General features: G+C 47.2%; 21 protein-coding genes. 15 read left to right on the top strand and 6 right to left on the bottom strand.

The window, feature by feature from the left end:
- Window positions 1-92 precede the first annotated feature (92 nt).
- Genes HUB64_RS22090 through HUB64_RS22075 form a run of 4 tightly spaced genes read left to right on the top strand, consistent with a single transcriptional unit; the run spans window position 93 to window position 5,698 of the window.
- Window positions 93-1,316, top strand: a complete 1,224-nt coding sequence (locus tag HUB64_RS22090) for a metal transporter (protein WP_173497817.1) — start codon at window positions 93-95, stop codon at window positions 1,314-1,316.
- Complete coding sequence (locus tag HUB64_RS22085) at window positions 1,313-2,341, top strand: membrane fusion-like protein (RefSeq protein ID WP_173497816.1); 1,029 nt, start codon at window positions 1,313-1,315, stop codon at window positions 2,339-2,341. The genes HUB64_RS22090 and HUB64_RS22085 overlap by 4 nt, the downstream gene beginning before the upstream one ends.
- Before the next feature lies 1 nt (window position 2,342).
- The gene (locus HUB64_RS22080) at window positions 2,343-5,396 is read left to right on the top strand and encodes an efflux RND transporter permease subunit (RefSeq protein WP_173497815.1); all 3,054 of its coding nucleotides are present in this window, start codon (window positions 2,343-2,345) and stop codon (window positions 5,394-5,396) included.
- Entirely contained in the window at window positions 5,393-5,698 is a 306-nt protein-coding gene (locus tag HUB64_RS22075; RefSeq protein ID WP_173497814.1) for a DUF3240 family protein, read from the top strand. Before HUB64_RS22080 ends, HUB64_RS22075 begins: the two co-directional genes overlap by 4 nt.
- Window positions 5,699-5,764: 66 nt before the next feature.
- On the opposite strand, the gene HUB64_RS22070 is transcribed toward HUB64_RS22075, so the two are convergent.
- From HUB64_RS22070 to HUB64_RS22060, 3 genes are all read right to left on the bottom strand, one after another.
- Window positions 5,765-6,400, bottom strand: a complete 636-nt coding sequence (locus HUB64_RS22070; protein WP_173497953.1) for a paraquat-inducible protein A — start codon at window positions 6,398-6,400, stop codon at window positions 5,765-5,767.
- 113 nt (window positions 6,401-6,513) lie between these two features.
- The gene (locus HUB64_RS22065; protein ID WP_105250731.1) at window positions 6,514-7,704 is read right to left on the bottom strand and encodes an HD-GYP domain-containing protein; all 1,191 of its coding nucleotides are present in this window, start codon (window positions 7,702-7,704) and stop codon (window positions 6,514-6,516) included.
- Between the two features lie 306 nt (window positions 7,705-8,010).
- Window positions 8,011-9,381 (bottom strand): ATP-binding cassette domain-containing protein, encoded by a 1,371-nt coding sequence (locus HUB64_RS22060; RefSeq protein WP_173497813.1) that lies wholly within the window; start codon window positions 9,379-9,381, stop codon window positions 8,011-8,013.
- A 515-nt stretch (window positions 9,382-9,896) separates the two neighbouring features.
- Here HUB64_RS22060 and HUB64_RS22055 point away from each other — a divergent pair.
- Window positions 9,897-11,255 (top strand): isochorismate synthase MenF, encoded by a 1,359-nt coding sequence (locus HUB64_RS22055; RefSeq protein ID WP_131524435.1) that lies wholly within the window; start codon window positions 9,897-9,899, stop codon window positions 11,253-11,255.
- A 21-nt stretch (window positions 11,256-11,276) separates the two neighbouring features.
- Here the strand turns inward: HUB64_RS22055 and HUB64_RS22050 are convergent, their stop codons facing one another.
- On the bottom strand, window positions 11,277-12,017 hold the full coding sequence (locus HUB64_RS22050; protein WP_173497812.1) for an ABC transporter substrate-binding protein: 741 nt from the start codon (window positions 12,015-12,017) through the stop codon (window positions 11,277-11,279).
- Window positions 12,018-12,222: 205 nt separating this feature from the next.
- On the opposite strand from HUB64_RS22050, the gene HUB64_RS22045 reads away from it, so the two are divergent.
- A complete protein-coding gene (locus tag HUB64_RS22045; RefSeq protein ID WP_105250735.1) occupies window positions 12,223-12,882 on the top strand; it encodes a 7-cyano-7-deazaguanine/7-aminomethyl-7-deazaguanine transporter in 660 nt (219 codons plus the stop codon).
- Window positions 12,883-12,982: 100 nt separating this feature from the next.
- Window positions 12,983-13,441 (top strand): GNAT family N-acetyltransferase, encoded by a 459-nt coding sequence (locus HUB64_RS22040; RefSeq protein WP_173497811.1) that lies wholly within the window; start codon window positions 12,983-12,985, stop codon window positions 13,439-13,441.
- Window positions 13,442-13,764: 323 nt separating this feature from the next.
- Here HUB64_RS22040 and HUB64_RS22035 read toward each other — a convergent pair whose 3' ends face one another.
- Together HUB64_RS22035 and HUB64_RS22030 are read right to left on the bottom strand one after the other, a co-directional pair.
- Window positions 13,765-15,918 (bottom strand): cache domain-containing protein, encoded by a 2,154-nt coding sequence (locus HUB64_RS22035; protein ID WP_173497810.1) that lies wholly within the window; start codon window positions 15,916-15,918, stop codon window positions 13,765-13,767.
- 1 nt (window position 15,919) lies between these two features.
- Window positions 15,920-17,302, bottom strand: coding sequence for a sigma-54 dependent transcriptional regulator (locus tag HUB64_RS22030; protein WP_173497809.1), 1,383 nt, complete (start codon window positions 17,300-17,302; stop codon window positions 15,920-15,922).
- A 284-nt stretch (window positions 17,303-17,586) separates the two neighbouring features.
- On the opposite strand from HUB64_RS22030, the gene HUB64_RS22025 reads away from it, so the two are divergent.
- From HUB64_RS22025 to mutM, 8 genes are all read left to right on the top strand, one after another.
- The gene (locus HUB64_RS22025) at window positions 17,587-18,411 is read left to right on the top strand and encodes a substrate-binding domain-containing protein (protein ID WP_131524430.1); all 825 of its coding nucleotides are present in this window, start codon (window positions 17,587-17,589) and stop codon (window positions 18,409-18,411) included.
- Complete coding sequence (locus HUB64_RS22020) at window positions 18,408-19,115, top strand: ABC transporter permease (protein WP_105250740.1); 708 nt, start codon at window positions 18,408-18,410, stop codon at window positions 19,113-19,115. Before HUB64_RS22025 ends, HUB64_RS22020 begins: the two co-directional genes overlap by 4 nt.
- A gap of 3 nt (window positions 19,116-19,118) precedes the next feature.
- Window positions 19,119-19,829 carry an ATP-binding cassette domain-containing protein gene (locus tag HUB64_RS22015; protein WP_173497808.1) on the top strand — a complete coding sequence of 237 codons (711 nt, stop codon included), beginning with the start codon at window positions 19,119-19,121 and terminating at the stop codon, window positions 19,827-19,829.
- A complete protein-coding gene (gene mobA, locus HUB64_RS22010; RefSeq protein WP_113940167.1) occupies window positions 19,813-20,403 on the top strand; it encodes a molybdenum cofactor guanylyltransferase MobA in 591 nt (196 codons plus the stop codon). Before HUB64_RS22015 ends, mobA begins: the two co-directional genes overlap by 17 nt.
- Window positions 20,404-20,439: 36 nt before the next feature.
- Entirely contained in the window at window positions 20,440-22,251 is a 1,812-nt protein-coding gene (locus HUB64_RS22005; RefSeq protein ID WP_173497807.1) for a bifunctional molybdopterin-guanine dinucleotide biosynthesis adaptor protein MobB/molybdopterin molybdotransferase MoeA, read from the top strand.
- Window positions 22,252-22,267: 16 nt separating this feature from the next.
- The gene (gene moaA / locus HUB64_RS22000) at window positions 22,268-23,251 is read left to right on the top strand and encodes a GTP 3',8-cyclase MoaA (protein WP_131524425.1); all 984 of its coding nucleotides are present in this window, start codon (window positions 22,268-22,270) and stop codon (window positions 23,249-23,251) included.
- 90 nt (window positions 23,252-23,341) lie between these two features.
- Window positions 23,342-23,797 carry a hypothetical protein gene (locus HUB64_RS21995; protein ID WP_105250745.1) on the top strand — a complete coding sequence of 152 codons (456 nt, stop codon included), beginning with the start codon at window positions 23,342-23,344 and terminating at the stop codon, window positions 23,795-23,797.
- A gap of 36 nt (window positions 23,798-23,833) precedes the next feature.
- Window positions 23,834-24,649, top strand: a complete 816-nt coding sequence (gene mutM / locus HUB64_RS21990) for a bifunctional DNA-formamidopyrimidine glycosylase/DNA-(apurinic or apyrimidinic site) lyase (RefSeq protein WP_173497806.1) — start codon at window positions 23,834-23,836, stop codon at window positions 24,647-24,649.
- The last annotated feature ends 48 nt before the right edge of the window (window positions 24,650-24,697 follow it).

Below are 24,697 nucleotides of genomic sequence, written 5' to 3'. Positions count from 1 at the left end.
TACCATAGACGGTTTTATGATACATGTCCCCCACGACTTTCGCCCACCAATCCCTACACTGACAGCACACTTTATTACCATAGAATCGTCCTATGTCTGTCAGTACGTCTTGTATCAAGTTATGTCTGTTGGCGACCTTAGTCAGCAGCAGTTTCCTGTGCCACGCCGCGCATTCCGAGCTATCTCAAGCACTCACCACCAGCCAAGCTAGATTACATTCTCTATCTCAATCGGGCGGCCAGTTACCGCAATCACAAATAAGCTTGAGCAGCTCAGCTTGGCTCAGTGGCCTGCCGAGCATTAGCCTGAGTCACTTAGGTAGCCTAGATAATGGTAACAGCTACGAGCAGGAACTCTCACTCAATTTGCCAATAAAATCCCCTGCTTTGCACAGCAGCGATAAGCAAATTAAACAACTCACCCAAGGCATTCAGGTGCAACAAGCCGCGCTGCAAGGTCTGTATTTATCGGGATTATTGCGACAAAGCCTGTGGGAACATCGTCTTGCTGCAGTGAAACTGGTCCAATTAGATCGCAAGAGCCAATTACTCGACAAGCTTCATAGTCAGCAAAAGCAACTCACAGATGCGGGCGAACTGCCGATTGCCCACATTCTCTTGTTAGAACGCGAACTGGTGGATATTGCACTGGAGCGGGTCGATCTTAATCAGCAACAGGCCGAGGCGCGTGCCCTCTATCAACAACTCACCGGACAAGAGCAAATACCGCAGAACATAGCCGAAACCGCGCGGCCACTTTCTGCCAACAACCAACCCAATGACATGCTCGCGCAGCATCCATTATGGCAACTACTGAGCCTGCAGAAACAGCAACAGCTGTTGATCATCCAGAGTCAGCAAGCAGGGAATAACGATCCTTGGGCAGTCTCACTCACGGCCAAAAATACCGCAGATAATCAAGTCGATGATCAACAGCTTGGCATCGCCGTTTCTGTACCGCTGACCTTAGGTTCTGCCCTATCACAAACCGAATTATCCCAATGGCAACAAGCCAATACCGAGCACACGCTCAACCTCGACCGTACCTATATCGAGCTGAAAACTCAGCTTAAAAAACTAGAGCAACAGCAACAAAATCTGCTCGACCAACAAACATTGCTGACTCAAGCCTTACACCTTAGCCGCACCATCACAGAGGAGCTGGCTAAGGTCAAAGACCAAAACCAAGTTAGCTACGAAGTCTGGCTGCGCCGCTATATGGATGCCCTCGATACCGAATCCCGCTTGGCACTGAACCAAGTCGCGCAGCAACAACTGCACTCCCAACAACTGCAAGCCTTAGGAATTTCATTATGATGGCCAAGTACGGCGCATGCCTTTTCTGTTTATCCGCCAGTGTTGCCACCTTAGTGCAGGCTGAATCCTTAACGATAAGTTCCCTCGGTAATTTAGACCTGAGCTACGTGCAACCACAGAAAGTCGCCAGTTATGAGGGCAGCCCGTTGCCCGCGCAGGTTGAAATCCTCCCCGGTAATGATTACTGGATCAGCACGCCGGAGAATATCCAGCAGATCAGCTTTCTCGTCGGCCAAGGCCAGCTCGTCACTAAAGGCCAAGCGATTGTCAAACTGACAGGGCCAGAAGTGTTCCACTACCTCGCCCAAGTCGAAGCCGCCAGCAGCTTGTATCAACTAGCCAAAAGCCGTTATGAGCGCAATAAACTCTTATTAAACAATGGCAGTATCAGCGCAGAAAAATGGCAAGAGATCAGCCAAGACTACTTCAGTACTCACCTCGAATACGAGCACATGCAGCATTTTATGGAGATAGTCAAAAGCACAGATGCCACCACAGACTCCCTAGTGGTAGGCACGCCAGTGGCGGGGATCGTTAAACTCAACCAAGTGAATGGACCTTATATGGCGGGTTCGCAGCTATTCTCACTGGTGCCCAGCAACAGCATTCGCGTCAAGGTCAGTGTGCCAATGAGTCAGTCGCACTCACTTTCGGCGGTGAATATCAATCAGTGCCATATCGCCATTGAGTCCGTGTCGGCCATCGCCGAAGGTGCGTTTGTGACCGCTTGGTCATCACCCGTACCGCAGGAGTGTAACTTACTGTTAGGACAACAGATCACTGTGATACCCGAGTATCAAAAGGCGGTGTATTTATTGCCTAAAAATAGCGTATTCAGTTGGGAGCAAGACAGCCAAGTCTTCACTAAAACCGCAGACACGCTCACCTCGATTACAATCGATATTCTTGGCTCAACCCCTGAGCAATATATCGTTGAAAGCGATCAAGAACTCAGCCAAATCCAAGTGTTATCCCAGTCAGTTGCTGCAGTCAAAGGCATAATGCTTGGCTTAGGAGGCGAATAAGATGTTGACCTCAGTCATCCGCTTTTCGCTTACGCAGCGCTTATTTGTGCTGATTGTGGCGCTGATCATCATGTTAGCGGGAGCGCGAGCCTGGTTTTCCATTCCCTTGGATGCCTTTCCCGATATTTCGCCCACCCAAGTGAAGATTATCCTCAAGGCGCCCGGCATGACGCCGGAGGAAATCGAAGCGCAAATTACCGTGCCGATTGAAACTGAACTGTTAGGTATTCCCCATCAATCGATTCTGCGCTCGACCACTAAATACGCCATCAGCGATATCACCCTCGATTTCGACGAAGGAACAGATATCTATTGGGCGCGCCAGCAGGTGAGCGAACGCATCGCCGCCGTGTGGGACAGTTTCCCTGAAGGTGTGACGGGCGGTGTGGCGCCAATGAGTACGCCGCTCAGCGAAATCTTTATGTTTTCACTCGAAAATCCCAATCTTTCGCTGATGGAAAGACGGCAGTTGCTCGAATGGGAAATCCGTCCACTACTACGAACCGTTGCGGGTGTGGCCGATGTGAATATCCTCGGTGGCTATGCCAAAAGCTTTAGTGTGACCCCCAAACCTGCGGCTATGGCGGCCGCGGGCGTAAGTTTTGCGGCGCTGCAACAGGCGATAGTTGAGAATAATCACAACGAAGGTGCGGGCAAGCTCACTATTGGTACAGATACCATAATAGTGCGCGCCGAAGGTCGCATCGATGATATCGACGAACTCAAACAATTAGTGATCAAGGCCGATGATGCCAGAGTGTATCGACTGCAGGATTTGGCCGATATTCAAATTGGCCACTTAGCCCGCTATGGCGCAGTCACGAAAGACGGCAACGAAACCGCCGAAGCCTTGATCATCGCCCTAAAAGACGCCAATACAGCACAAGTAGTCAAAAACATTAAAGCAAAACTCGATCAAATCAGCCTAACCTTGCCAGAAGGGAGCCAGATCAACACCTTTTACGACCGCGCGAATCTGATCAATACCGCGATTGATACCATCTCCAATGCCTTGTTCGAAGCCGTAGTGTTGGTGATCATCTTGCTGGCGCTATTTTTAGGTAACGTGCGCGCCGCATTGGTCGTGTCACTCTCGTTGCCTCTTGCCGCGTTGATGACGTTTTTGATGATGGATTACTTCAATCTTTCTGCAAACTTAATGAGCCTAGGCGGACTGGTTATCGCCATCGGCATGTTAGTGGATTCATCTGTGGTCGTAGTCGAAAACATGGTGAATCTTATCGCTACTAAGCAGAGATTACCGCGGCTGCATTTGATTTTTCGCGCGACCAAGGACGTTGCCATTCCCGTAGTGTCGGGCACTGTGATCGTCATGATAGTGTTCTCACCCTTGCTGACCTTGAGCGGGCTCGAAGGCAAACTCTTTACCCCAGTTGCGGTCACTATCGTGTTTGCCATGCTGTCGGCGCTGGTGTTGTCGTTAACTGTTATTCCGGTTATCGCTTCTTATCTCGTCAACGAAAAAGCCGCCAAGGAACCTAAGGCGATTGAAAAGCTTAAACAGCTTTATCTGGCCAGCCTCAAGAGCACGTTTAGCCATCAAAAACGCTTTATGGTGATCGCCTTTAGCTTGCTTATCGTCAGCCTAGGGCTGTTCGGGTTAGTGGGAAAAACCTTTATGCCGACCTTAGATGAAGGCGACATTATCCTGCAGCTGGAGAAATCCCCGTCGATTTCACTCGAAGCTTCGATTGCCATCGACAAGCAAATTCAGCAAACCTTGCTGGCTAAAGTTCCTGAAATCAAACAAATGGTGGCGCGTACTGGCGCGGATGAAATCGGCTTAGATCCCATGGGGCTCAATGAAACCGATGTATTCTTAGAACTTCTGCCCCGCAGCGAATGGCGCTTTGCCAATAAAGAAGCGCTTATCGATGCGATCCGCACTGTGTTATTGGACTATCCCGGCGTTAATTTTAACTTCACTCAACCGATACAAATGCGTGTGTCCGAAATGCTCACCGGCAGCATTGGCGACGTGGCGATTAAGGTCTTTGGTAATGATATCGACACCTTAGGCCAGCTCACGAGCCAGATCCAACAGCTCGTTAATGCCACCAGTGGCAGCGTCGATGTAAAAATGGCGATGATCGAAGGCAGTCCTTTTATCAACCTCACCTTAGATAACGAGCTCGCCCGAGGCTTTGGCATGAGCACCATGGAGTTTGCCCGCTACCTGAAAAGCCAGCTCGAAGGCGTGATCGTGACCGAAGTGCTGCAAGGTAAGAAGCGCACACCCGTACTGATGGCTAATAATCAGAGCCACTTAAGCAGCATCAATGAGCTTAAAAATCAGTTACTGGTGATGCCAGATCACTCCTTAAAACGCCTGAGTGATGTCGCCACCTTAAGTTATAAGCAAGGCCCCATCCTTATCGAGCGTGAGCAAGGGAATCGCTTTTCAGTGATCACCACCAACGTGCAGGGTCGCGATATTGTGAGTTTTGTAGAAGAGCTCAACGCTAAAATAGCAAAGGAAATCAAACTCCCGAGCGGTTATAGCGTGAGTTTTGGTGGTGAGTTTGAAAACCAGCAGCGGGCCACCAGCAATTTACTGTTAGTGATCCCGATTGCTATCGCACTGATCACTTTGATTTTATTCACCACATTTGGCTCACTGGCCAAAGCGGGCTTAATCCTCGCCAACGTTCCCTTCGCTATGATGGGCGGCATAGTTAGCCTGTATTTATCGGGGGAATATTTGTCCGTGCCCGCCTCAGTTGGCTTTATCGCCCTACTTGGGGTTGCTGTGCTCAATGGCGTGGTGATGGTCAGCTATTACGAACAAACCAAGCACATGTTCAGTAATCTGCGCGAACGGGTAGAACAAGGTGCAGCGCGGCGTTTACGCCCCATTTTGATGACGGCGACAACGGCCATGTTTGGTCTTATGCCGCTAGTGTTTGCCTCAGGTCCTGGGGCTGAAATTCAAAAACCTTTAGCGATTGTGGTGATTGGCGGTCTGCTCACTTCAACCATAACCACACTGTATTTACTGCCAATTCTGTATTTTTGGCTGGATAAACGTAAATGAGCACAGAACAACTGTTAGTACTGATCGCCCAAAATGATATTAAGGACGACATAGTCGATACCTTGATAGAGTTGGAGTTTCTATCGGGCTTTAGCCTAGGGAATATTTGTGGTTTTAGCCGTGAACACAGCCATTTTAATATCAAGGAACAAGTGGAAGGTTATCGGGAGTTCTGCAAATTCGAAATCATGCACCCCGCTACGCAACAAGCCGCGCTGCTCGCTGCTTTGGCGCTGGTCTGCAAACATAATCCCTGTCGCTATTGGATTATGCCCATCTATCAAAATGGCACTTTGTCCTAACTCGCTGAGCGGTTAAATCTCGGCATCCCGACCTTATCGCTAAGGTCGGGATGCCTTATAAAATAGCTACAAAATTGGCGTTGGACGCCGCACTAAAAAACCACTCAGGATCGATAAAATGCAGTAAGCGGTAAAGAAGTAAAAACCGTTTTCAAATTGCGCTTGGGTTTTTAACATTTCCCCCATGTCACCTGAGGCGTTCCCCGCCATAAAGGTGATGATCAGCGCTATCACAAACACATCGGCCATCGACCACTTGGCGAGTGCGTTGACGACGGCATTAATCCTCAGTTTCAGGCCAATCGAGCTAACACATTGCTGTGCCAACATTAAGCTCAACTTCAAGGCTGGCACTATCACACTGAATAACATGACTAATCCCGCGACGAGCCCATTCCCAGAGTGATAAAGTTCGGTTACCGTCCCCCAAATACTACGAGTCTTCTGCAACACTTGGACTTCACCTTTAAGGCTATTAAACCCAAGCAAGCCACTGACCATGCTTAACATACCGCGGGCACTTTCACGCCCAGAGTCCTCATCAAAGCTTTGGGCAACTTGCTCTATGCCTTGTTCCGCCAGCTTGGCCTTATCGATACTGCCGCTGATACTCAAAATAGGTTGAGTCACCCCAGGGATTAACAAAGCCAAGGATAAGAGAATGATAAAAATAGGAAATAGTGATTTCATAGCACTGTTCATAGCATTGCTCGACCAGAGAAATACTTTCAGTTTACGGTTTTTAGCGCAGGCTCTGCAATCATTCACACCAGCCATCGACTCAGATGACCGGCATTTAAGGTAGGATTTGAAGATTAATAGAAAGGAGTCGGATCGATATCTAATGTACTCGGTGACACACCGCGTTCAATATAAAGTTCAGATTTTAATAAATCCACCATAGCGACATCAGTGTAACGTTTTACTTTTAAAGAATAAAAACACTTTACGATTGGATGTAGCGCATCCCTATCTTTCGAGGCCCAAACAATACCAACACGACCATCCGACAATTCAACTAAGGAACCCACAGGGTAAACACCAATACAACGAATAAACTCATAGACCAATTCTTGATCCAAATGGAATGGCGTTAGACTGAGTAAAATTTTAAAGGCCGCGGCAGGGCTCATAGCCTCTTTATAACATCGCGTCGCTGTCAAAGCATCGAAGATATCAACGATACAACTCATACGGCCATGGCGGGGGATTTCATCACCCTTCAACCCCCTTGGATAACCTCTGCCATCTAATTTTTCATGGTGCATCAAGCAGATATCTTTACTGATCTGCGAAAGACCAGTAGTTTCGTTCATAATTTCAAGCGCATACACTTGATGCAGCTTCATATGTTCAAACTCTTCCGGCGTCAGTTTGCCCGGCTTGTGCAGCACTTTATTGTCGACTTTAATCTTGCCAATATCATGCAAAATACCCCCGACCGCCATTTCCCGTAGCATGACACGATCTAGCTTTAAGTATTTACCAAAGGTAACCAGTAGAAAGGCGACATTCACTGAATGTTCAAGTAGATAGGCATCTTTTGAACGGAGTGCAGACATACATTTAAGCGCATCAGCATCCAACATCACTGACTCTATCATGGTATCGGCTAACGCTTCGAAGGGGGCAACTTCGATGGCTTTACCTTCGAAGGTCTCAGATAAGACTTTACGAATGAGGTCTTTCGCTTCGGTAAGCATGACTTTAGCTTGAGCTTGTTGCTTATCGCGGCTAATGAGCGCTTTTTTATTGTCAGTTTGATTATCGTTAGTGATTTTTTTCTTTAACCCACAATGTTCAGCCGAACGATCAGCGTCTACCCAAACAAATTTAATACCACTTTTAGCTAACTTTAAAATCGCATCCTTGTGTTTAATTTGTCCTGCATTTGCAATAGCAAGTTGACCTTTATCATTTTTGTCTATGGCACTGACAAACATACCCAATGTCAGCTGTGACACTGGTAATTTGATAAGTTCAACTGATTCTGCCGACTCACTCATATCTACAACCCCAAGGATGATGTGCCTGAATAAAATATCAACTTAACCATACGACATTAAAGCGACTTACGCTCAAATGTTCTGTTGTTATTTTTGATTATTATAGAACAGACGTGAGGGGCATTCTAAGACGAGGATTAGAAAATCACCATAGACTTTCTTGGTAAATAAAGGGGCTTAAACAAGATACGATGAAATCAGAGCTTAAGGTGTCGATTAGACTCATTTCAATCTCTCATTATTTCAACAAATGCCTAAGGGCTAGGCATTCAAAACCAGCGACCCTCACGCGCGAAAAGCTCACAACTACCCCACATAACGCTCAGCCATTTCAGTTGACTCTTCCACCAATAAACCATTACGTAAACTCAGTTGCCGTGACACTGCACTGTGTTCAATGCTTCTGTGAGTGCTGAGCAAAATAGCGCAACCTTGGGAGCTTAACCGCTTTAGCAAGTACCACACTTTGCCGTAGTAATGCTTATCCATCCCCGCCAATGGATCGTCCAAAAGCAGCACCTTAGGGCGTAAACAGGCGAGTGACGCTAAGGCAATCAAGTGCTGTTGGCCGTAGGATAATTTGTGGGGCGACAGATGGGCTAAGCTAAATAAATCCAACTCGTCCAACATTTGCACCGCTCGCTCTTTGGGGAGTTCAAAGCGCCTAAGGCTAAACTGCATTTCGGCTAGCACGTTAGACTCGAATAATTGTCGACTCGGCCTTTGCATCAACAGTCCCAATTCAGCGCCATAAATCCCCAATTTAGGTCTTCGCCCTAGCACTTTAAGGGGAAGACGCTGCCTTAAACTGTGCACACCCGCTATGGTTTTCAATAGACTCGTTTTACCAGAGCCGTTGTCGCCCACTAAGGTCACTATCTCCCCCGACTGCAATTGGAATCCTTGTGGACACGCAAATAACGTGGGACAAGCATCGAACCCAAAATCAAAGGCTTCGGCACTGACCAAGACTTTACCTAAATGCTCAAACTTAGCCTGATTTCGCCACGCAGGCGCTTCAATTTGCGGCGCATCGCTCACGGTATAGATGCCTTCGGACAACTTGCCAGCCTCTAACTGCCAATAATGCTGAATAATCTCGGCGAATGCCGAGGCGTTATGCTCAACTAATACTAGCGCCATACCATCTTGGATAAGATTGCGAAGCACGACCAGTAGCTCACTCACACCGTGATCATCGAGTTGTGCCCAAGGTTCATCAAGCAGCAGTAAATGCGGCTCTGACACTAACTGGGCGGCGATCATTAAGCGATATTTTTGACCGAGGGAAAGCGTGCTGACTTGGGTATCGAGGCGCAGATACAAGCCCACGCGCCGTAGTGCTAATTGCACTTTAGGTAGCATTTGCTCGGCGGGAATATCGAGGTTTTCTAAGGCGAAAGCCACCTCGGCACCAACGGTTTGCCTTAGTAGCTGAGTTTGTGGGTCTTGCATTACCAGACCCGTAACCAATTGAGGATAACGCCAGATGTCACCTTCATGCGGGCGATTTAACACGCCCGCCAGTAGATTTAGCAGACTCGATTTTCCTGAGCCCGTAGGACCGCTCACGCAATGGCATTGGCCGGTACCAATCGCCAAGTTAACTTCCTGCAATACCGTCGGTAACTGGCTGCCATAGTTGAAGCTAACGCCTTCGAGATCTAAGAGTTTCATGCTATATCTGCCTATAAAGATCTAACGAACAGCCTATGACAAGGCTTCACCCTAGTCGTCTTTTCATTCCCACGGCGAGTCATACGTTAATAGACATCTAACTTGTCACGTAGAAAATTTAAGATGTGCCAGCTATTGTGGACCGCGATTATTCTGTCTCAACCGAAAAACGTTTAAAAACCAACCTAGATCGACTAATTACGACAAAGGGAAAGTACATTTAGCGACTAAGAGACAAAATGTCCACCGAGGGTGACTTGCCCGACAAAAAGACCCACTCAAGTCACATTTTTTATCAGCGTAAAATGAGACTATGGCGAAAGTCACACGATAGGGCCTTACATCTTGACACACTCGACCGTGGCCTTTAATTTGAGCGAAAGATTCTTATTTACAGACTAAAATCACTACAGGTAAATGGCTTGTAAAAGAGGACATTAACCTGAGTCGAATTTACTGACGCTGACAGAGTGACCTTCAGCTTTCGCCTTCATCCGTTATCTTTGGAGTTCTATTTGCCCGTTCATGCCCTGTCTGAAGACCTTAAGTCTCTCATCGACAAACTCATTCAATTAAAGCAAGTTCCACCGACGGAACCGATAGTGCAGTTGTCACTAAACACTGTCGCTATGCCTTTAATTTCATGGCTGGCATCACAGACTCAATACCCAAGGATCTACTGGCATGGGCGCGACAGAATCGAAGAAGTCGCGGCGATAGGGGCGTGCAAAGACTTTAGATTTGAAACCGGAATCAATGATCAGCAACTGGCCATGGCCTACCAAGAGCAGCGAGCCTTATCGACGAATCAGAATATTCGCTACTATGGCGGTGTTGCCTTCGATCGCACTATAGAGTCTTGGCCTGAGTTCGGTAATAGCCGCTTTATCCTGCCGCGCATTGAATTTAGACGCAGTGGGAACAAATTTAGCCTATTAGTGAATCTTAATTTTGCTGATAATGATCACCATAGCGAGATAGATAAGGCCATCGGCGCTATCGAAGCCGTCATGCCTGCGAAGCCACTCTCGCCACCTAAAAAGATCGTTCCACTTGGGCGCAGTGACAAACCTGATTTTGAACGTTGGAAGACATTAGTCGAGCAAGTGGTGGATCCTAAGTTCAATCAAGATACCCCAAAAGTCGTGTTATCCCGCTTAACACAACTTGAAGTCAATGAACCTATCGATCCTTGGATGGTGCTGGCTTGCTGGCAGGGCCGTAATCCCAATAGTTTCCAGTTTGGCTTTCAATTTAGTCCAGATCGCACTTTTATCTCTTGCTCACCAGAGCGTTTATTCCGCCGCCGTCAGCAGGAGCTATTTACCGAGGCACTTGCTGGTACAACGGTACGCGGTCTCAATCAAGAAGAAGATGTTGCGCTGGCGAACGCTTTATTAGAAGACAACAAAAATAGCGTTGAAAACCAACTTGTTCGCAGTCACATAGTGAATATGCTCACGCCGCTGAGCAATTATGTTGGCGCCGATGAATTAGCGACTATTTTTAAGCTGAACCATATTCAACATTTACACCGTGCAATTCGAGCCGAATTGAAGCCGGGCGTGAATGATTTCCAACTTTTGCAAGCCCTGCATCCTACTCCTGCAGTTGGCGGCTTGCCGCGGTATTCAGCGCTAAACTTTATTCGTCAACGTGAAGGTTATATTCGCGGTTGGTACGCCGGTGCCTGCGGCTATTTCAATAAATATGAGAGTGAGTTTTCGGTAGCGATCCGCAGTGCGCTGATCGAACCAGGTCGGATTAATCTATTTGCGGGGGCGGGAATTATTGCAGGTTCTGAGCCTGAAGCTGAGTGGCAAGAGCTTGAAAATAAACTCGCAACCATAATGTCGATTTTATTCGAAATGTAATAAGCCTAGTAAACATTAAGACTATTCAGCGCCATCAGCCCTTCGTTTTTCAATCGTTTCAAGGTAAAGCCTGTCCTGTTCACCCGAATCGATTAAGCGCTTATGTGCAAGGTCAAAATGTTGTTTCAACATCTGGCCTTTCTCGGTGTTAGCGAAAACAAAATAGGTTTCGGCCTTGAGTACACCTTGAATAATCACAAAATTTTGTGGCGCCTTTAATTTAGGAACAAACGTAAGCAAATTAGGTTTGTAATCTAGCACGGCATCTATACGTCCAGCATTTAAGCTATTGAGCATAGTCAACATATCGCTACTTTCTTCGTAATACATAGGCACAGGTGTCAGCATATTGTATCTGTAGGCCAGCATGGCCTGAACCTTCTTGTGGGATAGGCTTTCAATACCGGTCCAGCCTGCTGCCACCTCGGGAGTAACAGCCACATCGATAGAGTCCACTTCAACCATATTCTCTGTTAATAGCCCCTTTTTAATATCACCCTTGTAAACGCTGAGCGTGATATCGGTACGATTGTGCTCAACAAGATATAAACTGCGGGCAAAAGGCATAAACTGCACATTGAGTTGCCATTCTGGCTCAGGGAAAATCCGCTGAAGTAACTCGAAGTAGTAACCCGTTTTATCACGATTGGCAAATCCCTCCCAAGTTGACGTTGCTACATCGACCACTATCGGCTGAGCGGCGGAAACAGACACAGGTAACACAGCTAAAAATAAGCAAAAAGTAGCAAAAAATCGTCTCATGGCTATCCTCCTTCGACGTATTCAAAGTGTAGAAGAGTTTTCATTCTATGTGCACATTTAAACAGCAGACTTGCATCTTAAAACTCGACCACTATAATGGCGACCCGATTTCAGCACGCTGTCACCGGCAATAAAGTCGTAAACATAATAAATTGAATATTAGCGGGTTCCCTCACCCCGCCCTACACAACTAAAAAGGCCACATATGTTAATGTTAACCACAGCGCAGCTTCGCCGCGCTTTATTCCTATTAGTAGGATTTCACATACTGATTATTTGCGTCAGCAACTACTTAGTACAATTGCCATTTCAACTGTTTGGCTACCACACAACTTGGGGGGCATTCAGCTTTCCGTTCGTGTACTTAGCCACAGATCTCACTGTCCGTATTTTTGGCCAACAAGCCGCACGCAGCATCATACTCAAAGCTATGATTCCCGCTTTGATGATTTCCTACGTGATGGGAGTGATGTTCCATCAAGGCAGCTTTCAAGGTGCTGATTCACTTGCACAGTGGAATACCTTTGTGTTCCGAATTGCCTTTGCCAGCTTCGCGGCTTATTTGATTGGTCAGTTGATGGATATTAAGGTTTTTGCCCGTATTCGAGCCAGTCGCTCTTGGTGGGTCGCCCCAGCCGCCTCAACCTTAGTCGGAAATCTGGTCGATACTTTAGTCTTTTTCAGTATCGCCTTTTACGCCTCTTCCGATAGCTTTATGGCAGCCAATTGGCCCGAAATCGCTACAGTCGATTACGGCTTTAAGCTAATCGTGAGCTTAGGCCTTTTCCTACCGGCATACGGTGTTTTGCTAAAAGTCTTACAGGACAAGATTTTGCGAGCCAATCCGCAAGAATCAATTTCCTAATTAACCCAACTGGCCAGACCTGTTATAATTTAACCAGTTAATAGCTCAGCCCTGCTCCTGTTAACGCGCGAGTGGGGCTGATTTTTTATGAGAGTAAACTATGTATTCTATTGAAATTAAAGCAGAGTCAAGTTTGACTCCCGAGTTAGCCGCTCAGCTTATCGAACTTAGCCAACAAATCCCTGAGCTCGATCACCCACTCACAAACGAAGTGTTGGACCAGCGCTTACAGGGCAAGACATGTTTGATCTTAGTCGCATATGTAGAAGGTGAATTGGCAGGGTTTAAACTGGGTTACGAGCAAGAAGAAGCCATATTTTATAGCTGGTTAGGTGGCGTTGCATCCGACTTTAGACGTTTAGGCTTAGCGCAGAGTCTACTCGAATATCAAGAAACTTGGGCGCGCCGCCAAGGATATAATCATATTCAAGTGAAGACGCTGAACCGCTTCCCTGCGATGCTTAATTTATTGATCAGTAATCAATATTTAATTACTGAACTGACAGCCGATCCTAAAAGCTTAGTCGATCATAAACTGTATCTGTGCAAGTCGATCTAAACCGTTAATGGATGAGGGCAAAACGATATTTGTAAAGATGTGCACTTTTTGCAATAAATAGCTTGCAAACACAATTGAGAATGATTATCGTTAACGTGCGTTCCAAAACTCATCTTTAACAACGATGACTGGTAATCGACGTTGTTATGGAGCTCCTGAGTTTGCAAGCACGACATTGCTCACACACACTCTTTGTGGCCGGACTCATCATCCGGCTTTTTTTTGCCTAAAAATCAGTAATGCAAAGCTAGCAATCGCTCGACATATTTTAATTCAAACCTAATCAGCCAAATACAACACACGGCCTATCTAACGGGATAAGACTAATCTGCAGACATATCGCTGTAGTTGCCCGCAAAGTGTAAGCCATCGTAGGAATTATTTTGCTGATCTTCCTTCGCTTCATGATACAAACCTATGGTAAATAAAGACCCTTTACCCAAAGTTGAACTTACTTCTATCGTACCGCCAATCCGCTTGATAATGCCGTAACTGAGCGAAAGACCTAAACCAGTGCCATCCTTACGTGTGGTATAAAAAGGGTCGAAAATCCGTCCAAGCTGCTCTGGCGCTATCCCTGAGCCTTCATCTTCCACTTCGATTTTGACGCCAATCGGCATATCTTGCTGCACCCAGTCATAGGTTCGCACCCAAATACGTCCTTTACCGTCCATCGCATGCGCCGCGTTTACTACAAGATTAATCAACACTTGCAGCAGTTGAGGTCGATTGACTTGTACTGGACAACTGGCGTTCAACTCAGTGATAAGCACGACTTCTTGTTTTTGAATCGAATGTCGCACCAACACCAACATTTCTTCGATAATAGGAGTCATCGGATGCATTTCTAGTGGTGCGTTGAATTCGCCAGGTCGGCTGTATTGCAACAGGCTGCGGATGATAGTGCTGATCCGCCCAACCTGTTGAATGACTAAATCAATTTCTTCTTTTACTACTTCAGCATTATCACCAAGTTCGTAGCGCAGTAATTCCATATTGCCAAGAATTACGGCCGTCGGATTATTGATTTCATGGGCAATACCTGCGGTCAATTCGCCAAGAGCTGTGAGCTTCTCGTTAGTGACGAGCTGTTGACGCGTTTCGTTTAGTAACGCCACGTTACGTTGCAGCTCTAAGGTTTTATCCTGCAGGCTGCGAGTACGCTCTTCAACCTTCATTTCAAGCTGTTCTGCCGCCGCTTGAATTTGGGCATTTCGACGCTGTAGCAAGTCAAGCATACTGTCAAATTGCTCGGCTAAGTTCGATAACTCATTATCCCTATCTAATCCTAAGGCGCCGATACGAATATTGCGCCCCGACTGCACAGCTTGTACAACATGGTGAATACGTTCAATTGGCTGCAATAAACTATAAGCACCGCGATAAACCAGCAGGCCAGAGACCAACAGCACTAACATTAGAATCGTGCCTAGCTCTATGATATTGAGTAAATAATTATGGATAAATGGCGATTCAGAAAAGCCGGTATAGATCATACCGACACGTTGGCCGCGAACATCTTCCAAGGGGGCATAAGCGGAAATAAACCAATCGTTAAATACGAAAGCGCGATCGACCCACTGCTCACCTTGAGTTAACACTTTGTCTTTCACTTCCTCCGATACTAAACTGCCAAGCGCGCGGCCCAGCGTCTCATTGCCTGTGGGATAAAAATGCAGCGGCACGTTGGTGGAAATACGGATGTTATCTAAGAAGATGGTCACAGTACCGATGGAACGCTCGGGCAAGGTGCCTTTGTCGTATACCAGATCACGAATGTGGTCGACAATTCGAGTATCGCGATTAAACAAGATCCCACCATCGAGATACCAAGCCACTTTGCCTTCCATATCAGGGACGGGCAATAGACTACGGCTCAATAAACCACGTTCTTCAACGGTTTTAACGGGGCTCTGCGCCCGCAAGGTTGCAACTATCGGAATGCTCGCAGTGATAGCCAATTCGGGGTCGATACGTGCTAAACGCTCGGGCGGCAGCACCATCAAGCCGGAGTAAGGTAATAAACCGTCTAACTTAGGAAGGATTTGGCGTAAATCGGGGTCTGCGGCCGCTTCGGCAACACTAACTAAACGCAAATAATCGAGATTTAGCTGTTTTTTCTGTTCAAGAAGAAAAGCATCAATACTGGCTCGGTAGCTGACTTCGCCACTTAATTCTTTACCACTGAAAAGTGGCCTAAAGTCATTTTGAAAAGTCCAAGACGTCACCACACGTTCAAGTTGTTTTTCTTGGCGTACTTGCACTTGCTGCAAGGTGTTTTCGGCAACAGATAAGTCAGCTTTAACCTTCATAAACAGCTGCTTACCTGTATAACTGATGTTCCAGTAAATAGTGATAAACACTAAACTCACCAGTGTCAGTAGAATGGGCAGTAACGTCAGGATTAATATGCGATAGCGCACCTTGGCCTGCATTTGCTGCCAACTGACACCAAAAAAGTGAGTGAAGAATGACACCCTATGACTCCTGTTCGCCACTAAAATCAAACCACTCTTTATACTTGCGATCTAAGGTCTTACGCGAAACGCCTAAATCCCTCGCCGCGGCAGACTTATTGCCAGAATGTAAGTCCACAACACTGGTCACATGGTGTTTTTCTACGTCTTTCAATGGCCAATCCAATGGATAACCCGATGTGGATAAAGACTCACTCTTCAGCTGTTGCTTCCAATATTCCGCTGGCGGTTTACCCAGCAAAATACAACGCTCAATCATGTTGCGCAGTTCACGAATGTTACCAGGCCACTCGTGTTGCTGTAGTTTCACCATATCTTCATGGCTCCACACGACTTCTCTTACCCCTAATTCAGCGGCAAGTTGGCGAGTGAAATGATGGGTTAACTCCACGACATCTTCGGGTCTATCACGTAATGGCGGGATTAAAATATCTAGCACATTCAGCCGATAATATAAATCTCGACGGAAATTCCCTGAATCCACTTCATCAATCAGAGTACGGTTAGTGGCCGCGATCACTCGCACATCGATGTTCACTTCTTTCTCGCTGCCCACAGGACGAATCGCTTTTTGCTCTAATACTCGGAGTAAAGCCGTTTGCATTTTCAGTGGCATTTCGCCAATTTCATCGAGAAAAATCGTCCCGCCAGAAGCAAAACTGAATAAACCTTCACGATTGCCTTTCGCACCCGTAAAGGCACCGGCGGTATGGCCAAACAATTCACTTTCGAGCAGTTCAGGGGCGATAGAGCCACAGTTAACTGGGACAAAAGGTCCCTGACGTCCACTAAGCAAATGCAATTGCCGTGCGACTAATTCCTTACCCGTGCCCGACTCACCTTGGATTAAGACGACGGCATTGGTCGGCGCCACACGTTCGATGATATGTTTCACCGACTTCATGGCTTCACTGCTGCCAATAATGGTCGATGAATAACCGATTGAAACCTCACGACGCAGCATCAAATTTTCACGTTTAAGCAGACGACGTTCGATACAGCGATCGACCGCAGTCATCATCTGTTCGAGATGGAAAGGTTTCATGATGAAGTCAGACGCACCAGCGCGTAGCGCGGTAATCGCGACTTCCATGTCAGCATAGCCGGTCATAAAAATGATGTCCGAACGACGCCCCTGCTCATCCAACGCTTCATGCCATTCGATACCCGAACGACCAGGCAGACGAATGTCGACGATAAGCAAATCGAAATGGCAACGGCTACGCAGCTGCTCCGCATCTTCGATACTGCCCGCCGTTTCGACTAAGGCAAATTTCTTCGAGAGTGCCTTATTTAAAAAACTCCGCATTCCGGGTTCATCATCAACAATCAGTACCGATACTGCCGATGGAAGAGGCTTGAGGTTATTATCTATCTGGCTCATATTGTCTGCTTCTGGACATTTTGACTCATTTGCGACCAATTCTAGCACTGAAAATAGATGAATAGGTCACTATGAACCATCAGAAGTTTGTCCTGAGACAATTTGTCTGTAGAGTATTTGTTAAGCTTGGGATCAAGCTCACAAATTAGGTTAAGCTGTGAAGAAAATGACCGCATTCTCAGCTTGGCATCTAACTTGCTTTCAACCGAACGTATTACAATTTACGAGACCTTCCACTCAGTAGGCATTTGAGTTGGAATCCTATTTTCCGCCAAGGAGTACCCATGCTAAACATGAAATCTCATATGAAGTCATTACTGGGACTGGTTGTTGCAGCCAGTATGTTCACTGTTTTACCCGCTCACTCGACTGAAATTATCAAGTTAGCCACCACCACCAGCACAGAAAACTCAGGCCTATTGAAAGAACTGTTACCTAAGTTCGAAAGTGAATCAGGCTACAAGGTTCAAGTCATCGCCACAGGTACAGGTAAAGCCCTGAAACTAGGTGAGCAAGGTGACGTGGATTTAGTCATGACTCACGCGCCTAGCGCCGAAGCTAAATTCGTAGCCGATGGTTTTGGTGTTGAGCCCCGTGGCATTATGGAAAATGATTTCGTAGTACTTGGCCCTAAAAACGACCCAGCAAAAATCCGTGACAGCAAAACAGCCGAAGAAGCTTTCGTTAAAATGGCAAAATCAGGCGTGCCTTTTATCTCTCGTGGTGACAATTCAGGCACTCACATCAAAGAGTTAGAAGTATGGAAAGCGGCAAATGTTACTCCTAACTTCAAAGGTTATACTTCAGTAGGTCAAGGCATGGGTAAAACCCTGCTGATGGCAAACGAAATGCAAGGTTACACTCTGTCTGACCGTGGTACTTTCGTTGCTTATAAAACTAAGCTCGATCTTGCCGTTGATTTCGATGGTGGCAAAACCTTAGCCAACCCATACCAAGTCATTCTCATCAACCCTGCTAAATACCCAGATCTGAACCACAAAGGCGCTAAAGCATTCAGCGACTGGTTGATCAGCAAAGAAGGTCAAAGCATGATCAACAGCTTCAAAGTTGAAGGCGAGCAATTGTTCAAGGCAACTTATAGCGAATGAACGACGGCTGGCTAGCACTATTACAGCAGGCGTTAAGCCTGCTGTTTTCTTTAGACCCTGACGTTTGGTCCATCATTTCGATCTCGTTTTCGGTTTCTTTCGCGGCACTGCTGATCACGCTTGTTCCTTCCATGGTGCTCGGCTTTGTGTTGGCGTTTGCGCCATTTCGCGGCAAATGGATAGTCACTAACTTAGTTCAAACTCTGCAATCAATCCCTACAGTTGTTATCGGTCTACTCGTGTATTTACTGCTAACGCGCAACGGTCCTCTGGGCGATCTAAAGTGGTTATTTACCCAAGAAGGCATGATTCTCGGGCAAATGTTCATCTGTGCCCCCGTGCTAATTGCAATGAGCCAAGCCGCATTCACTAGCGTTGATCGCAGAGCTTGGGAAACCTCACGCACCTTAGGTGCCTCTTGGTGCCGTGCAGTGTGGACAGTATGCCGAGAACTGCGCATGCCCTTACTGCTGGCGATTGTCGCGGCCTTTAGTCGCATTCTGACCGAAGTCGGCTGCTCTATGATGGTCGGCGGCAATATTTTAAACGTGACCCGTAATATTCCTACCGCAATCGCACTTGAAACCAGCAAAGGTGACTTCGCCCAAGCTATCGCCCTCGGGCTAGTGCTGCTAATCTTGGCCTTGATCCTCAACTTTGCCTTAGGTAGTTTACGCGGCAAAGCTATGCCAAGGAGCCATTAAGCAATGACTAAGGTCAAACTGATCGCCCGTGACGTAGAAATGTCCTTTGGTGCGCGCCTGTTATTCAAAGCCGACGTATTATCGCTCTGCCAAGGAGATGTGATTTATCTGCAAGGCGACAATGGCACAGGCAAATCAACCTTGATGAAAATTCTGGCGGGCTTAATGCCACCAACCAAAGGTCATATTGAGGCTGTCGGTTTTGCCCAAAATGCTTGGTGGCGACGCAATCCATTGTTAGGTAAGGCTGTTTATCTGCACCAACATCCTTATTTGTTCGACGGCACAGTAGAATATAATCTCACCTATGGGCTGAATTTCAGCTCAGAAACAAAAGCCAAGGCGAAACAGCGGATTACTCAAGCAATTGAGATGGCGCAGCTAGGGTCGCTGCTGCACGAAAGGGCCAGTAATCTCTCTGGTGGCGAAAGACAGCGCCTCGCGATTGCGCGCGCTTGGATCCTACAACCTAAACTATTAATGCTCGATGAACCCACCTCCAATATGGACAAGGATTCCCAAGAGCTAGTATTAAAAATGATCCAACAACTCAAACACGAAGGCACAGGAATGTTACTGAGTAGCCATCAGAATTGCGCGCTAACCGCCATCTGCGAACAACAGTGGCACATAGAAGGTGAGCGCGTGATGACCTCTTATCAACAGCCTGAATCTTTGCCAGCACAGGAGCCTTTGTATGTCATCGCAAATTGATGCCGTTATTCTCGCCGGTGGTATGGCCCGTCGCATGGGTGGCGACGATAAAGGTCTCGTCGAATTAAACGGCGAAGCCATGATTAAGCACACAATAGATAGAATAAAACCTCAGGTTAAGGAGATCCTGATCAACGCAAATCGTAACCAAACACGTTATGCTGAGTTCGGTTTTAAGGTGATAAGTGACGAGCATAGTGGTTTCCTCGGACCTTTAGCGGGTATGATCACCGCTATGGGCCAAACAGATGCAGACTACTTATTGGTAGTACCCTGCGACTGTCCACTCCTGCCACTCGACCTTGTTCCGCGTATGTTGGCAGCAATTGAAGCAGAAAAGGCCGAGATTGCTGTCGCCAGTGACGGTGAGTATGAACAACCCGTTGTTTTACTCTTAAAACCTAGCTTACGTGACTCGATGAAAGCGTTTCTTGAGGCGGGTGAGCGTAAAGTGGACTTTTGGTATATCAAACATCACTTCGTCGTAGCGTCATTCGCCGACCAGCCCAATGCTTTTGTGAATGTAAATACGCCAGAACAAAAACAACGACTAGCGATAGAAATCACCCAGTAGCTAAAAAGGCTCCAATAACCCAAATTAGAGGTGCAAATGAGTAACCCCTTCGTCAATCCGCTCGCTATTCCCGTTCTCGGATTTTGTGCCTACAGTGGCACGGGGAAAACCACCTTACTCAAGCAATTGATCCCCGAATTAAATCAACGTGGCCTGCGTTTAGCCGTAATCAAACATGCCCACCATAATTTCGACGTAGATATTCCCGGCAAAGACAGTTACGAAATGCGTAAAGCGGGCGCACGACAAATGCTGGTTGCCTCCCATGTACGCTGGGCGCTGATGACAGAAGATGCGCGCGATGGCGATCCTGAGTTAGTCCATTTACTCAAGCAAATCGAAGCCGACAAAGTCGATATTGTCCTCGTCGAAGGCTTTAAAAAGCTCGCATTACCTAAAATTGAATTGCACCGCGCCGCCCACGGCAAACCTTTTATCTACACCCAAGATGAGAATATCCTCGCCATCGCCTGTTGCGATGACACTCAGTTGCCAAACGACGCACTCCCGAGTGAGCTGCGCCGAATCGATCTCAACAATATCAGCCAGATTGCCGATTTTGTGATGGAGTACACCCAAAACTGGGAAGCGCCACTCCAATACCCCATTTCGGCCGTGGATGCCTGCGCCATAGGCGACAACAAAAACCTTACCGTCAGCCAAGGTTTAGCGCAGATTTTATCCCATGTATCACCTGTGGCAGAGATTGAAGACATTGAGTTAGATGCCTTAGATAACCGCGTACTAGCCAGCGACAGCATTTCTCCCGTCAACGTGCCACAACAAACCAATTCGGCGATGGATGGCTACGCCTTTGTCTATCAAGACCCCATGCCTACCACCTTAAAATTGGTGGGAGAGGTTCTTGCCGGTCATCAATATTCGGGCATGCTTAAAGTCGGCGAGACCGTGCGTATCATGACGGGCGCAACAGTGCCTGCAGGTGCCGATACTGTGCAGCCCAGAGAGCTTGCCAAGGAAGTCGATGGCATTGTTAGCTTTGAAGGCCGCATTCTTTCTGGCCAACACGTTCGCCTCGCTGGAGAAGATATTGCTCAAGGCCAAGTCGCACTTGCAAAAGCCACTCGCCTAAGCGCCGCAGAACAAGGTTTACTGGCCTCACTCGGGCTCAATCACCTGAGCGTATATCGCCGCCCAACTGTTGCAGTATTCTCCACCGGCGATGAAGTGAGCCAGCCCGGTGAAGTACTCAAAACTAACTGCATCTATGACTCAAACCGCTTTACCATCAAAGCAATGGCGAAACGTCTCGGTTGTGACGTTATCGATTTAGGCATTATCGAAGATTCTGAAGCCGCCCTTGAAGCAACTCTCGCTAAAGCCGCCAACCTTGCTGATGTCGTCATTAGCTCGGGTGGCGTGTCTGTCGGCGATGCGGACTACATTAAAACCGTGCTTGCACGCCTCGGCAAAATTGATTTCTGGCGGATTAGCATGCGTCCGGGTCGGCCACTCGCCTTTGGTAAAGTGAATGACAGCTTATTCTTCGGGCTACCTGGCAACCCAGTCGCAGTCATGGTGTCTTTCCTGCAATTTGTGCAGCCCGCTTTACGAAAATTAGCAGGTGAAGTGAATTGGCAAGCGCAGCTATTCCCTGCAATAAGTGATGAAACTCTACGAAGCCGTCAAGGTCGCACCGAATTTATTCGCGGGATTTATCAACTTGGTAAAGATGGACGCCTACACGTGAGTAGTACGGGCAACCAAGGTTCCGGAATGTTAAGTTCAATGGTTAAAGGGAATTGCCTCATCATCATAGGGGATGATGCAGAAGCCGTGAATGCAGGTGAAACTGTATTTATTCAACCCTTTGCGGATCTGCTTTAGGATCCAGTGAGTTTTTATGAGTCTAATTGTGGATTCCTTTGGCCGTAAGGTCGAATATTTACGGCTCTCGGTCACCGACCGCTGCGACTTTCGCTGTGTTTATTGCATGACGGAAGATCCCTGTTTTCTGCCAAAGGACCACGTACTCCACCTCGAAGAATTAGCTTGGATTGCCCAAGCCTTTACCGAGCTTGGTGTGACTAAAATTCGCCTGACCGGCGGTGAGCCCTTAGTTCGCACCGATTGCGACCAGCTAGTGGGTCTGCTTGGCAAACTGCCTGGGCTGACGGATTTATCCATGACCACTAATGGTTCAAGGCTGACAAAATTCGCTAAACCCATGTTTGATGCAGGATTAAAGCGCCTCAATATCAGCCTAGATACCTTAAACCCCACACTGTTTACTCAGCTAACGCGTAACGGCAAATTAGACAGAGTCATCGATGGTATTGATGCGGCTATTGCGGCGGGATTTGAACGTATCAAGATTAATGCAGTGATTTTAAAACAACAGAACGATAATGAAGTTATTGATTTAGTTGATTTCTGCCGTGGCCGCAACTTAGACATCGCCTTTATCGAAGAAATGCCGCTTGGCGAAATGGATGAGCGGAAACGCGCCCGTCATTGCAGCAGCGATGAAGTAAAAGCCATCATCAATAGTCACTATCCGCTACAGCTTTCCAACAAACGTACCGGCGGCCCAGCACGTTATTACACTATGGCCGACAGCCCAATCCATATCGGCTTTATCTCGCCCCACAGCCACAACTTCTGCCACGAATGTAATCGCGTGCGCGTCACAGTCGAAGGCCAATTATTGCTATGTTTAGGCAATGAACATGCCGTTGATCTCAAAAGCATAGTCCGGGAATTTCCGGCTGATATTGAAAGATTAAAAGTCGCTATTCTCGCGGGAATTAATCTCAAACCTAAGCAGCATGACTTTGGCAATAATCAGGTACAAATCCTACGCTTTATGAACGCCACAGGCGGTTAAGCATCACCACTCCATCGCTTAAGGGCTAGCATCTCAATTTGGCCGTGATAAACTCGAAGCATCACCCCATACTTAGCGTCACACATTTCTATGGCCTTAACTCGTAAGCAATGGAATAACATCATCATAGTCGCCTGCGCCTTTATGGTCGCCGTGCTGACTTTTATGGATAACAAAACCAATAATGTTCCGAGTGATGCTCAGCGACTGTTTGACGATAATGCACCGCTTTCACAGCTGCAACTCGACGGGTTATGGCTGCACAAGCAAGCATCACAATGGGAGTGCGACACTAAAGTCCTCAACTGTGATGAATGGGCAAAGGCGTGGCAAACCATACGGGTATCCCCCTTAACCGCCGCGCCAGAAACCACAGATAATCCGCAAGAATTAGTTATACAGATTGCAGATATCCGCGATGCTCAACTGTGGATCTATTTTCCCAATGAAGGCGCCTTAAAGTCTCCCGCAGGTAATTGGTATTTAGTACCACCGAGTTTAAGATCTAAACTGCAACCGATCCTCGATGCGAAACCCGCAACTTAAATGCCACCCCATTTTACTTAAGATAAGAAAGAATCCATGCCGGAATTACCAGAAGTTGAAGTCACCCGTCAGGGTATTGCCCCCTACCTTGTCGAGCAAACCGTAGTTGATCTTGTGATCCGCAATGGCTCGTTGCGCTGGCCTGTGCCTGACATAGCCAAACAGATTATCGGCCAAGTTATACGCCAAGTGCGACGCCGTGCTAAGTATCTGTTAATCGACACTGACGCGGGTACTAGCATAGTGCATTTAGGCATGTCGGGAAGTTTACGGATTTTGCCCCACGATACCCCAGTGGAAAAGCATGACCATATCGACTTAGTGCTCGCCAACAGCCGCATTTTACGTTTTAACGATCCAAGACGATTCGGTGCTTGGCTATGGTGTGAACTCCCAGAAGAAGCGCATCCATTACTCGCCAAACTGGGGCCAGAGCCACTGACCCATGCCTTTAATGTCGCACAATTAGCGGCAGCTTTAGCGGGCAAGAAAAAGGCCATCAAACTCTGCCTGATGGATAATCATATAGTGGTGGGAGTGGGTAATATTTACGCCAATGAAGCCCTGTTTGCGGCGGGCATTCACCCAGAGGCCGAAGCAGGTAAAATCGATATCGAGCGTTTGACCGTTTTAGTTGCAGAAGTGAAGCAAATCTTAGCCCACGCCATTAAACAGGGTGGCACCACGCTGAAAGACTTCACCAATGCCGATGGCAAGCCGGGCTACTTCGCCCAAAAACTGCATGTCTATGGTCGCGGCGGTGAAACCTGCACAAGCTGCGGTAACTTGCTGAGTGAAATCCGTTTAGGCCAGCGCACCACAGTATTTTGTGGCATTTGCCAAACACGCTAATATTGCGTTATTTATAAGCCAAAATGCCAAGCAAGTGCTTGGCATTTT

The sequence above is a fragment of the Shewanella sp. ISTPL2 genome, from assembly GCF_013283205.1.
GTDB lineage: Bacteria > Pseudomonadota > Gammaproteobacteria > Enterobacterales > Shewanellaceae > Shewanella > Shewanella oncorhynchi.
Note: the sequence above shows the minus strand (reverse complement) of the source record. Positions and strands in the feature narration are given on the sequence as shown.

Excerpts from the sequence above, each read along its gene's own strand:
- HUB64_RS22090 (WP_173497817.1), top strand. The coding sequence starts at position 93 with ATGTCTGTCAGTACGTCTTGTATCAAGTTATGTCTGTTGGCGACCTTA.
- HUB64_RS22085 (WP_173497816.1), top strand. The coding sequence starts at position 1,313 with ATGATGGCCAAGTACGGCGCATGCCTTTTCTGTTTATCCGCCAGTGTT.
- HUB64_RS22080 (WP_173497815.1), top strand. The coding sequence starts at position 2,343 with ATGTTGACCTCAGTCATCCGCTTTTCGCTTACGCAGCGCTTATTTGTG.
- HUB64_RS22075 (WP_173497814.1), top strand. The coding sequence starts at position 5,393 with ATGAGCACAGAACAACTGTTAGTACTGATCGCCCAAAATGATATTAAG.
- HUB64_RS22070 (WP_173497953.1), bottom strand. The coding sequence starts at position 6,400 with ATGAACAGTGCTATGAAATCACTATTTCCTATTTTTATCATTCTCTTA.
- HUB64_RS22065 (WP_105250731.1), bottom strand. The coding sequence starts at position 7,704 with ATGAGTGAGTCGGCAGAATCAGTTGAACTTATCAAATTACCAGTGTCA.
- HUB64_RS22060 (WP_173497813.1), bottom strand. The coding sequence starts at position 9,381 with ATGAAACTCTTAGATCTCGAAGGCGTTAGCTTCAACTATGGCAGCCAG.
- HUB64_RS22050 (WP_173497812.1), bottom strand. The coding sequence starts at position 12,017 with ATGAGACGATTTTTTGCTACTTTTTGCTTATTTTTAGCTGTGTTACCT.
- HUB64_RS22045 (WP_105250735.1), top strand. The coding sequence starts at position 12,223 with ATGTTAATGTTAACCACAGCGCAGCTTCGCCGCGCTTTATTCCTATTA.
- HUB64_RS22040 (WP_173497811.1), top strand. The coding sequence starts at position 12,983 with ATGTATTCTATTGAAATTAAAGCAGAGTCAAGTTTGACTCCCGAGTTA.
- HUB64_RS22030 (WP_173497809.1), bottom strand. The coding sequence starts at position 17,302 with ATGAGCCAGATAGATAATAACCTCAAGCCTCTTCCATCGGCAGTATCG.
- HUB64_RS22025 (WP_131524430.1), top strand. The coding sequence starts at position 17,587 with ATGCTAAACATGAAATCTCATATGAAGTCATTACTGGGACTGGTTGTT.
- HUB64_RS22020 (WP_105250740.1), top strand. The coding sequence starts at position 18,408 with ATGAACGACGGCTGGCTAGCACTATTACAGCAGGCGTTAAGCCTGCTG.
- HUB64_RS22015 (WP_173497808.1), top strand. The coding sequence starts at position 19,119 with ATGACTAAGGTCAAACTGATCGCCCGTGACGTAGAAATGTCCTTTGGT.
- mobA (WP_113940167.1), top strand. The coding sequence starts at position 19,813 with ATGTCATCGCAAATTGATGCCGTTATTCTCGCCGGTGGTATGGCCCGT.
- HUB64_RS22005 (WP_173497807.1), top strand. The coding sequence starts at position 20,440 with ATGAGTAACCCCTTCGTCAATCCGCTCGCTATTCCCGTTCTCGGATTT.
- moaA (WP_131524425.1), top strand. The coding sequence starts at position 22,268 with ATGAGTCTAATTGTGGATTCCTTTGGCCGTAAGGTCGAATATTTACGG.
- HUB64_RS21995 (WP_105250745.1), top strand. The coding sequence starts at position 23,342 with ATGGCCTTAACTCGTAAGCAATGGAATAACATCATCATAGTCGCCTGC.
- mutM (WP_173497806.1), top strand. The coding sequence starts at position 23,834 with ATGCCGGAATTACCAGAAGTTGAAGTCACCCGTCAGGGTATTGCCCCC.